Raw genomic sequence first — 10,015 nt, forward strand, 5'->3', positions numbered from 1 at the left:
GGGTGTTGTCGCGCAGGTATTTGAAGTGCGAAACGCCGCCCTCGTCGGCCCGGAAATAACGCACCGGGGCGTCGATGTTGACCGGCCGGACGCCCGCCCAGCACAGCCGGACGACGGCTTCCGGATCGAAATCGAAACGGCGCATGAAGCGGTTGGCGCGCATGATTTTGATCAGCGGCTGGATCGGATAGACGCGGAAACCATACAGCGAATCACCGATGCCCATCCATAGCGTTTCGAGATTGGCCCAGCCGTTCGATACCTTGCGGCCATTGACGCGCAAGGCCGGTGCATCGGCGGCGAAGACCGGCTTGCCGAGCACCATTTTTTTTGGCTCGGCTTGCGAGGCGGCCATGAAGGCGGGAATCAGTTCGGCCGGGTGCTGGCCGTCGGAATCCATGGTCAGGGCGTGCGTGAAGCCGGCGGCGGCGGCCAGTGTGATGCCTTCGAGCACGGCCGCGCCCTTGCCGCGATTTTCCGGGAGAACGATGACTTTCAGGCCGGCATCATTGGCGGCCAGCCCCTGCAACGTTACGCCGCTGCCGTCGGTGCTGCCGTCGACCACGACCCACACCGGCGTCCATTGGGCGCGGGCAGCCTGCACGGTGGCGAGCACCTTGGGGCCGGGGTTGTAGCTGGGGATCAGGACGAGATGCGTTTTTGAAGCGGCGGACATGGCGAAAAGGATGCGGACAGGGCTCAGGCAGCAAATGCTACGGTCGACGGGAAATTTTGGCCAAATTCGGCATGAAAGTAAGCGTCGAGTTCGGCGGTAAACGTCTGGATATTGGCTGGCGGAGGAAAGCGTCGGCCGAGGCGGACCCTGCAGCTAAGCGGCAATTGGGGGCGACGGAAAAGCGGCCAGGTCTTGCCGAGATACGGGGTGGAAAATTCGATGAGCAGGGTCTGGACATCGACCTTGCTGCGGCTGGCAATCAGCCCGACGCTCGGCGAGCTGGCGTCAAAGGGAAAATCGAGCGTGCGCGAACCTTCGGGAAAAATGACCAGATGCGCCCCTTGCTGCAACTCGTCGCGCGCCCCGAGAATCATGTCGAGTGCCGCGTCGTTGCGGATGTAGCGGGCCAGCCGGGCAGCAGCGCCGAACAGCAGGTTGTCCATGAGCGCCGCCTTCATGACGCAGACGGCATTGGGCAGCCGGGAGACGATGAGCACCGCATCGAGCAGGGAAGGGTGGTTGGCGGCAACGATGAGCGGCCCCTGCTCGCACAGATGGTCAATCTCGGTCAGGTCGAAACGGCAGGCGCAGAAAGCACTCAGAATGCCCAGATAAAGCCGGAAACCCCATGAAATGACGGCCCGGCCAACCGTTTGGCCAAGGCGTCGAGGCAGCAAAAAATCGAGGATCAGCGCGCCGGGCAGCCAGATCAGACAAAGCACGGCCAGCGAACCCAGACCGACGACCATGGCTAGGTACTCGTAGGCCATCCACAGGGGATGGCCGGCGCGCCAACGATCAGTCATCGACCTTGACGCGGGTCGACGACTCTCCGAAAACCCATGTGAACGCGATGCCAGCAGCGAAGTAATCTTTCTGGCGAACGAGCGGACTGTTTTCGAAGGTGGCGCCACTCAGGTTGTCGTAGCGCACGAAACCGCCGACCCAGTATTTCGGGAAGCGCTTGGACAGCGCGACGAGATACTGCATGCCGGCATAGCCCGCATTGGCTTCATAGGCCGGACGAACGGCCGTCGCGTACTGCGGGGCGACGGTGTAGTAGTAGGCATGCTGACGCTTGTCGCCGAACAGCGGGCCAGCCAGCATGCCGAGGTTCCAGCCGGCCATGCCGGGGATGTCGGTAATGTCCATGTTGAGCTTGGGATGGAAGACCCAACCGATGCTCTTCGGCGAACCTTCAACGGTAATGGCCGTGCGCAAAGGCACCAGTAGCTTGACGAAACGGGCCCGGTTTGCCGAACGCCAGAAGGTGAAATCGATTTCCGGACCAATCTCGAAGGTGCCCTCAAGATCCGGCATGCCGGCCCGTGCCGTGATGTTGTCGCTGCTCACCGGCGGCGAGAGCGCCAGGCTGACCGTCAGATCGACGCGATCGGAATCGAAGAAGCTGCCGCGGATACCCTGGCGGTCGGCCTTCAGGAAATCGCCGTGGTAGGTGAAATGCGGCACCGGCATGAAAAAATTGTGGGTCTGGTCCGAACCGCGATACGACGGGAAACTGAAAGCGGCCAGTCCGGCGCCAAGCTCCCACAACGGCTGGTCGCCGGCGGCCTGGACGCCACCCGCCATGGTGGCCAGTCCGAGCGCGACCAGCGCGCCCTTGCTCAATTTTTTCGCCACGGCCATCACGCTTCCTCCAGCGAGTGCGAGGCCATCGCCTCGATTTCGAGTAACAGATCATGCCGGCAGATGTCGGCCTGCATGTAGACAATTTCGGCCGTGCCGACGAGCGGTGACAGGGTTTCGCGGACAATCCGGAAATCGGCCGGCTGACGCACATAAACTCGGTAGAAAAGCTCGCTCAGCGCGTACGGCGCAGTGCGGCACTGGCGATTGGCCTCGGCGACCACGGCGGCAATATTGGCCATAGCCTCGCGACATTGCCCGACCGCGTTGCCCGGCGCCACGGTCTGATGACCGACGATGCTCGCAGTGCCCGAGATGAACAGGATTTCCTGGGCCGGCGGATAAACCAGCGCGCCGCGCGAAAAGGTCGGGCTGCGCGGGCCGTAGTCGGCCGGGTAGTTGTAGGCACTGATCTGCCGCGGATTCTCGAGCGGAACCGCCGGCGAGACGCCGGCCAGGAAGGCGATGCTCAGTGGGCAGCCGGTCAGACCGATGGCGCAGGCCGCCGGCACGTTGCCGGTGGCGCCGCGATGGCAGTCGAGGAAGGCATCCTGCCGGCCAATGTTGAACTGGCGGTAACGCTCCAGGCCATGCGTTTCCAGATTGATCGCGCCCAGATAATTCCACACCCGCCACAGGTGTGGCACCTGCTCGGCATCAAGCAAGCGGAAAATGCGGCGATAGCCTTCCTCGCTGGCCGCCTGTAAGGGCGAGCAGTTCGGCGAAGCGGCGAAATCGGCTTCGTCGAGCTCGAAGACACCGTAGAGCAGGCCATCGGCGCGCCGCCAGACGATGCCTTCGCTACGGCCGGCAATGACCGGCTGATCACTCAGCCAGGTTTCATGAATGGCAGCTGATGTCGCCCCGAGCAGGGGGGCAAATACTCGCTGCACGGGCCAGGCCGGCAGGGCACCGCTGGGCGGCTCGCCGATCAGGGCGCCACCGAGTTCCCGGCTGGTTTCACGTGAAACCGCAGACGGCGAGGAAACAAACTGGAGCGCCACTATGCGTTGTAAACGACCGCGTCGTCGACCTTGCGAATGTTGAACTTGCGCTGTTTCCAGCCCATGAAGGCTTTCTTCGGCTGCGTAATGTTGGCGATGTAGTAGAGCATCTTGAAGGCGAAGATCGACGACCAGATCGGCGTCTTCCCGAAGATGTCCCCGGCCAGCATGGACAGCACGGCTTCCTTGGCGCGGAACAGGTTGCGCGGACCCATGAAGAATTCGCGCATGATCGGGTTGGTGACCCGATAGATGAACCACGAGAATTCCTTCGGCCCGTGCTTCATGAGCTTGTCAAAACGCTTGAGCGCCGCCGGAGCCTTGGCCGGATTCTTCAGACAGGTGTCGATCGCTTCGGCCGCGATGACGCCGCTGTTCATGGCGAGCAACACACCCGATGAAAACACCGGGTCGATGAAGGCGTAGGCGTCGCCGAGCATGACGTAGTTGTTGCCGTGATTGCGCTCGGAAACGTAGGAAAAGTTGCCGGTGGCCTCGATTTCGTTGATCAGCCGGGCGTCCTTGAGGCGCTCGGTGAGTTTCGGGCACTGGGCGAAGCCATCGCGCAGGAATCGCTCAAGGCTGCGCTCGCCCTTTGTTTTCATGTAGTAGGGCCAGGTCACCATGCCGATGCTGGTGATGTCGTTCTGCATCGGGATGAACCAGAACCAGCCATGCTCGAACCAGAAAATGGTGATGTTGCCTTCGGCCACGCCTTCGTGGCGCTTGCAGCCGGTGAAATGGCCATAGATGGCGGAGCTGTTGTGCTTGGGGTTACGGTGTTTGATCTGGAAGCGGTTGGCCAGGAAGGTATCGCGGCCAGAGGCATCGACCACGAAGCGGGCCTGCCATTCGGTTTCGCGGCCGTCGTCGTGCACGGCGCGGATAGCAGCGGTGTTATCGGGCAGAAAATCGACGGACTTGGCCTTGCAGCCCTCATGGACCTCGACGCCCTTTTTCTCGGCGTTGCGGATCAGGATGGTGTCGAACTGGTCGCGCTTGACCTGGTAGGCGTGGGGCATGGTTTTGTCCCATGCCTCGGCGAAGACGAAGACCGACGACATGTCATGGTGTGGGGAAACGAATTCGGCACCCGGCTTGTGCATGCCGATGGCCTTTACTTCCTCGGCAATGCCCATCCGCTCGAAGAGCGGCAGATTGGCCGGCAGCAAGGATTCGCCGATGTGGAAACGCGGGTGATGCGCCTTTTCCAGCATCACCACCTGGTAACCTTTTTCGGCCAGCATCGGCGCCACGGTCGACCCGGCCGGCCCGCCACCGATGACCAACACGTCGCAATGCTTTCGCTCCACTCCCTGCACTTGTTCCATCATTGAAACCCTTGTTTTGTTCTCTGTGGTGGCGATGAGTTATTTGCCTTTGTAGGTCATGGTGCCCACTGTTTCGGAATGGCCGTCGATCTTGCTGACGCGTCCTTTGGCCCAATACACGTAATAGGGGCCGAAGCTCGACCACCAGTAGCGCCAGTAGGGAGCATCCAGACGCGGATTTTCGTTGGTTTGCGGATGACCAACCGCCATGATGACCTGCTCTTTGGTCATGCCTTTCATGAGCTGGCCCTTGGTGATCGCATTGCGCACCGCTGGCGAAAACTTCGCCATCTTCACTTTCGGGTCTTCAAGCACGACCATCTTGCTGACCCATTGTTCGGTCGTTTCCTCGGCCCGGCCGTAATCATGGCCGAGGCGATACGGCTTGCCCTCAACGTCGATGTTGGCCCGATAGCCGTCAATCTTCAGAACCTTGATCGGCGTGCCGACCGGAATGAACGGCAATTGGGCCAAATTTGAGTCGCTAATCCAGTCGCCCGAGTAATGCAGGTTGCAGCAGGCGTAACCGCTGCGCACCGCCGTATCCCTTTTTACCTCGGCCGTCGGGCTGCCGTCTTCCGGCTTCGTTTCATTGCCCTTGCAGGCGCCCAGGGCGACAACGACGCAGGCTGCCACGGTCAACCGGAAAAAGCGGCCAAAAATGAAATGTTCATTCATGTCAGTGCTCCCCGATGCCCATGACAAAAGAGGGGCGATTATACCGCCGCCGGTATGGTCGGCGGCGTACAGCATGCCGATGCTTCATAAACCACCGGAATGATCTGCTTGGCAGCTTCGCGCCGGGTCAGCTTGATCGGCGACAGCGAGACGATGTTGTCGATTTGCAACTCGGTCGACAACTGCGGCGTGAGACCAAGCGGCTGACGCGGATGCAACTTGAATTCGCGCGCTGCTTTTTCGAGCTGCTCCTTGTTGGCGCTGAAGTAACGCGCGGCGGCAATGGTCTCCGGCAGGTGCTTGAGCACATGCCAGAGGCTCCAGCGATGCTGCCACAGGCGCTTGGCGAAGCGGCGCCGATAGCCCTTACTGTCGTAGAAGCGTTTGACGTGCCAGTTGTACAGCGCGTCCATTTCTTCTCGCGACTTGAAGCCTTCCGGCAGGTACACAAAATTCAGGCAGTTCATGAGGCGCCAGTCCTCAACGAAATCGCCGGTCGGGTCATTGATGCACTCATCCCAGATCGGCGCTCCGTGCAGTGGGCTGAACTTGGTCATGTTCATATCATCGAGTTCGAGCGACAGGATGAAATCGCTGGTCGTCCGCACGGTTTCCGGCGTTTCGCCGGGCATGCCGAAAATGAACAACCCCTTGGCACGCAAGCCGGCGGCGTGGATTGCGTGCACAGTTTCGCGCACCGCCCCGAGCGTGACGCCAGCCTTGTGTCGCTCCATCATTTCCGGGTCGGCCGATTCGATGCCGATCGACACCATGAGCGCCCCAGCCTTTTTGAGCTTGGCCAGCATTTCATCCGAGGTATGGCCGGCGCGAATAGCACAGTTGAACTGCATGCCGAGCGGTTTTTCGATCAACAGTTCGCACAAATCGAGGACACGCTGTTTCTTGGCGGTGAACAGATCGTCGTACATGTTGATGTGCCAGACACCAAAGTTGTCCCGCAAATACTTCATGTGATCGTAGATGTACTGCGGCGAATTGGTCTTGTAGGCCCGCTCGAACACCGTGCGATCGCAAAACGAGCAGGTATAGGGACAACCGCGCGAGGTGATCATCGTCGCGCCGTAGCGCATTTCATAGGCAAACAGCGGCAAATGATAGGCGTGCGGAAAACCGGCCAGCTTTTCGTAAGCCGGGAAGGGTAGCTCGTCGAGGCTGGTGATACGGTCGCGGCGCGGATTGGCGATGATCCGTCCGGCCTCGTTCCGCCAAATCAGGTTGCCGATTGACGACGGGGGCTTGCCATCGGCCAGTTCCAGCATGGCACCTTCGCCCTCACCGATGACCAGGTAGTCGATTTCCGGAAATTTTTCGAGGATGGGCGCCCCGAGCGACGAGACATGGACGTTACCAAATACGATCTTGATTTCCGGCCGCCGCTCGCGGATATAGGCGGCAATCTCGATGGCATCCATGAAGCCCGAGGTCGTCGCCGAAAAACCCACCATTTCCGGATCGGTCGCCAGCACAATCTCGGCATTTTCCGCGATGGTCGGCGGCGCATAGGGGCCGAGGCAATCGTGCAATTGCACACTATGACCAAATTTTTCCAGCCAGCTGGCCAGTTGCATGATGCCGATCGGCGGCATGCGGTTGGCCAGCACCGAAAAATCAGGTTGGCCGGGTACAAAATTGAAGCCAGCAGGATGAACAAGCGTGACGCGCATCGGGTTTCCTCAAACGAAGTGGCTGGATTTTATTTGAAAATGCTGACGCACTTCAGTTCCGGAAAAAGGTTTACAAAAGCCTGAACGTATCCCATAAAAATTTCACGATCAAGACTGCAACCGTCACCAGAAACCACTGGCGAATGAAACTACTCCCATGCTTCAAGGCCAGCCGGGTACCGATTACTGATCCCGTGACGTTGACTCAGCCATCAGGGCAGCAAACAACAAAACCACTATTTCCTGTGTAATGAATTCCAAGCTGCAGGTCCAATTTAGTGCGGAGTACGGTTTTTGATAATAACTATATGTAAACCAACTACTGAGAATAAGTTAGCAACAAGTCTGTGGATAAAATAAATTTTTTATTTATTTTCATTAACTTGAACATGCTTAGTCCTGCTTGGTAAACCACTGGCTTGCCTGTGGATGAATTCTGGATAGTTTTTTTGATTTTCGAAAATGACTGACTTGCTAACAATTGCTGGACAACTTGTACACAGGCTTATTGACAACCTAAAACACCCTATCAATAACGTATTTTAGGCATTGCTGCGCTCGCAGAAATGCGAAACCCGGCGTCAAGCCGGGTCGGTTTATCAAACAATGATTTGGTGCTGGTCTATTTTCCGATGCAGAACCGGCTAAAAATAACGCCCAACAGGTCGTCAGCAGTGAATTCGCCGGTAATCAGACCTAAGGATTGCTGAGTCAGACGGAGCTCCTCGGCAAAAAGTTCGAGTGCAGGAAAAGTGCCTTCGACAATAGTTCGAGCGGCGACGATGTGTGTCTGCGCATCTGCCAAGGCACGTATATGGCGTTCACGGGCGATGAATACATCTTCGGCTTGATGCCACCCGGCAATGCGTAGCAACTCCTGGCGCAGCAGGTCTATCCCCTCACCGGAACGGGCAGACAGTGAAATTGCCGTGGCTTCGGACTCATCGTGTCGTTCGGCTTGTGTGCCGGAGAGGTCGATTTTGTTGTAGATGGTGACCCGTTTCAAATCTTTTGGCAGACGGGCGAGAATTTCCCGGTCGGCATTGCTGACGCCGGTTCTTGCATCAACCAGCAGGAGGACAGTGTCGGCCCGTTCGATTTCCTGCCAGCTACGCGCTATGCCAATTTTTTCAACCTCGTCCTCGGTATCACGAAGGCCGGCGGTATCGATGATGTGCAGCGGAATACCCTCGATTTGAATGGTAGACCGCAGGGCGTCGCGCGTTGTGCCGGCAATGGGCGTAACGATGGCCAGATCATCGCCAGCCAGCCGATTGAGTAGTGAGGACTTGCCAACGTTTGGTTGGCCGGCTAGTACGACATGCAAACCTGATTGCAGCAGTTTTCCCTGACTGGCTTTATCGAAAATCTCAGCTAATTTAAGTTGCAGGGCGTCAAGGCGGCCAAAGGCATTGGCCGCCTTGAGAAAATCGATGTCTTCTTCCGGAAAATCCAGCGTCGCTTCGACCAGCATGCGCAGGTTGATCAGTTCGTCGTTGAGTTGACCGATGGCCCGCGAGAATTCGCCTTGCAGGGAGCGCACTGCCGAACGGGCGGCGCTCGTCGTGGCGGCGTCAATGAGATCGGCAACGGCTTCGGCCTGGGCCAGGTCCATCTTGCCGTTCAGGAAGGCACGGCGGCTGAATTCGCCCGGTTCGGCCAACCTTGCCCCGAGATCGAGACAGCGGCCAAGCAACATCTGCATGACGACCGGGCCACCATGGCCTTGCAATTCGAGAACATCTTCGCCGGTAAACGATTGGGGATTCGGGAAAAACAGCAGTATTCCACTGTCGACCGTGGAACCATCGGCTGCCTTGAAATCAGCCAGTGCTGCGTAGCGCGGTTTGGGTGTTTTTCCGGTTAGCGCAAAAGCAAAGGGCAGCAAATTGCTGCCCGATACGCGGATCACGCCGACACCACCACGGCCTGGGGCCGTAGCGACGGCGGCGATGGTGTCTGACTTCACACCTTAGGCTTTCGCGTCGTTGGCAGCCTTGCCGCCAGCATCGATGAGCCGCGTGATCTGCCACTGTTGGGCAATGGAGAGCACGTTGTTGACGACCCAGTAAAGCACGAGACCGGCCGGAAACCAGAAGAACATGAAGCCGAAAATCAGCGGCATGGCCATCATGACCTTGGCCTGGATCGGATCCGGCGGCGTCGGGTTGAGTTTGGTCTGGACGAACATCGAGACCATCATGATGACTGGCAGGATGTAGTACGGGTCAGCCGAAGCCAGATCCTTGATCCACAGGATCCACGGTGCATCGCGCATTTCGACGGCACCGAGCAGCACCCAGTAGAGAGAAATGAAGACCGGAATCTGGACCAGGATAGGCAGGCAGCCACCGAGCGGATTGACCTTTTCGGTCTGGTACATCTTCATCATTTCCTGGTTCAGGCGCTGTTTGTCATCACCAAAACGCTCTTTCAACTGCGTCAGGCGCGGCGTCAGAACTTTCATCTTGGCCATCGACTTGTAGGAAGCGGCCGATAACGGGAAGAAAATCGCCTTGATGATGATGGTCAGAATGACAATCGCCCAGCCCCAGTTGCCAACCAGCTTGTGGATTGCTTCTAGGGCCCAGAAAATGGGCGCGGCAACCACCGTCAACCAGCCATAGTCGACCACCAGATCAAGTCCAGTCGCCACTTCCTTGAGGGTCGACTGTTCCTGCGGACCAGCGTACAGGCTGACCGAAGCTTCACCCTTGGCACCCGGCGCAATTTCGGCGACGGGCACAATGACACCAGTCTGGAAGACGTTGCTGCCTTCAACCTTGCGCATGTAGAACTCGCGCTGAGTCTTTTCCTTCGGAACCCAGGCGGCTACGAAGTAATGCTGGACCATGGCCAGCCAGCCGTTGTCGGCCGTCTTGGCAAATTTGGCCTTGTTGTCGGCGATATGGCCAAAATCGATCTTCTGATACTTCTCCGCATCGGTATAAACAGCCGGACCGGTAAAGGTCGAGACCATCTTGGTTTCGCCCG

The 10,015-nt window shown here is 58.5% G+C and carries 9 protein-coding genes; all 9 read right to left on the reverse strand.

The window, feature by feature from the left end:
- Nucleotides 1–676, reverse strand: a 676-nt coding sequence (locus tag ADADOO_RS14630) for a glycosyltransferase family 2 protein (RefSeq protein WP_511278241.1), incomplete at its 3' end; no start/stop codon positions are given.
- A 23-nt stretch (nucleotides 677–699) separates the two neighbouring features.
- On the reverse strand, nucleotides 700–1,482 hold the full coding sequence (locus ADADOO_RS14635) for a lysophospholipid acyltransferase family protein (protein WP_511278242.1): 783 nt from the start codon (nucleotides 1,480–1,482) through the stop codon (nucleotides 700–702).
- On the reverse strand, nucleotides 1,475–2,323 hold the full coding sequence (locus ADADOO_RS14640; RefSeq protein WP_511278243.1) for a MipA/OmpV family protein: 849 nt from the start codon (nucleotides 2,321–2,323) through the stop codon (nucleotides 1,475–1,477). Before ADADOO_RS14640 ends, ADADOO_RS14635 begins: the two co-directional genes overlap by 8 nt.
- Nucleotides 2,323–3,327, reverse strand: a complete 1,005-nt coding sequence (locus tag ADADOO_RS14645) for a chorismate transformation FkbO/Hyg5 family protein (RefSeq protein WP_511278244.1) — start codon at nucleotides 3,325–3,327, stop codon at nucleotides 2,323–2,325. Before ADADOO_RS14645 ends, ADADOO_RS14640 begins: the two co-directional genes overlap by 1 nt.
- Nucleotides 3,327–4,658, reverse strand: a complete 1,332-nt coding sequence (locus ADADOO_RS14650; protein ID WP_511278245.1) for an NAD(P)/FAD-dependent oxidoreductase — start codon at nucleotides 4,656–4,658, stop codon at nucleotides 3,327–3,329. Before ADADOO_RS14650 ends, ADADOO_RS14645 begins: the two co-directional genes overlap by 1 nt.
- Before the next feature lie 39 nt (nucleotides 4,659–4,697).
- Nucleotides 4,698–5,336, reverse strand: coding sequence for a hypothetical protein (locus ADADOO_RS14655; RefSeq protein WP_511278246.1), 639 nt, complete (start codon nucleotides 5,334–5,336; stop codon nucleotides 4,698–4,700).
- Nucleotides 5,337–5,374: 38 nt separating this feature from the next.
- Nucleotides 5,375–7,021: a B12-binding domain-containing radical SAM protein gene (locus ADADOO_RS14660; protein ID WP_511278247.1), complete on the reverse strand. Its 1,647-nt coding sequence runs from the start codon at nucleotides 7,019–7,021 to the stop codon at nucleotides 5,375–5,377.
- 622 nt (nucleotides 7,022–7,643) lie between these two features.
- Nucleotides 7,644–8,990: a tRNA uridine-5-carboxymethylaminomethyl(34) synthesis GTPase MnmE gene (mnmE, locus tag ADADOO_RS14665; RefSeq protein WP_511278248.1), complete on the reverse strand. Its 1,347-nt coding sequence runs from the start codon at nucleotides 8,988–8,990 to the stop codon at nucleotides 7,644–7,646.
- 3 nt (nucleotides 8,991–8,993) lie between these two features.
- Nucleotides 8,994–10,015 (reverse strand): membrane protein insertase YidC (yidC, locus tag ADADOO_RS14670; RefSeq protein WP_511278249.1); only part of this gene is annotated, 1,022 nt, incomplete at its 5' end.

The organism is Azonexus sp. (assembly GCF_036170495.1).
Lineage (GTDB): Bacteria > Pseudomonadota > Gammaproteobacteria > Burkholderiales > Rhodocyclaceae > Azonexus.

Coding starts and splice junctions, on each gene's coding strand:
- ADADOO_RS14640 (WP_511278243.1), bottom strand. CDS start 2,323: ATGGCCGTGGCGAAAAAATTGAGCAAGGGCGCGCTGGTCGCGCTCGGA.
- ADADOO_RS14650 (WP_511278245.1), bottom strand. CDS start 4,658: ATGGAACAAGTGCAGGGAGTGGAGCGAAAGCATTGCGACGTGTTGGTC.
- ADADOO_RS14660 (WP_511278247.1), bottom strand. CDS start 7,021: ATGCGCGTCACGCTTGTTCATCCTGCTGGCTTCAATTTTGTACCCGGC.
- ADADOO_RS14655 (WP_511278246.1), bottom strand. CDS start 5,336: ATGAATGAACATTTCATTTTTGGCCGCTTTTTCCGGTTGACCGTGGCA.
- ADADOO_RS14635 (WP_511278242.1), bottom strand. CDS start 1,482: ATGACTGATCGTTGGCGCGCCGGCCATCCCCTGTGGATGGCCTACGAG.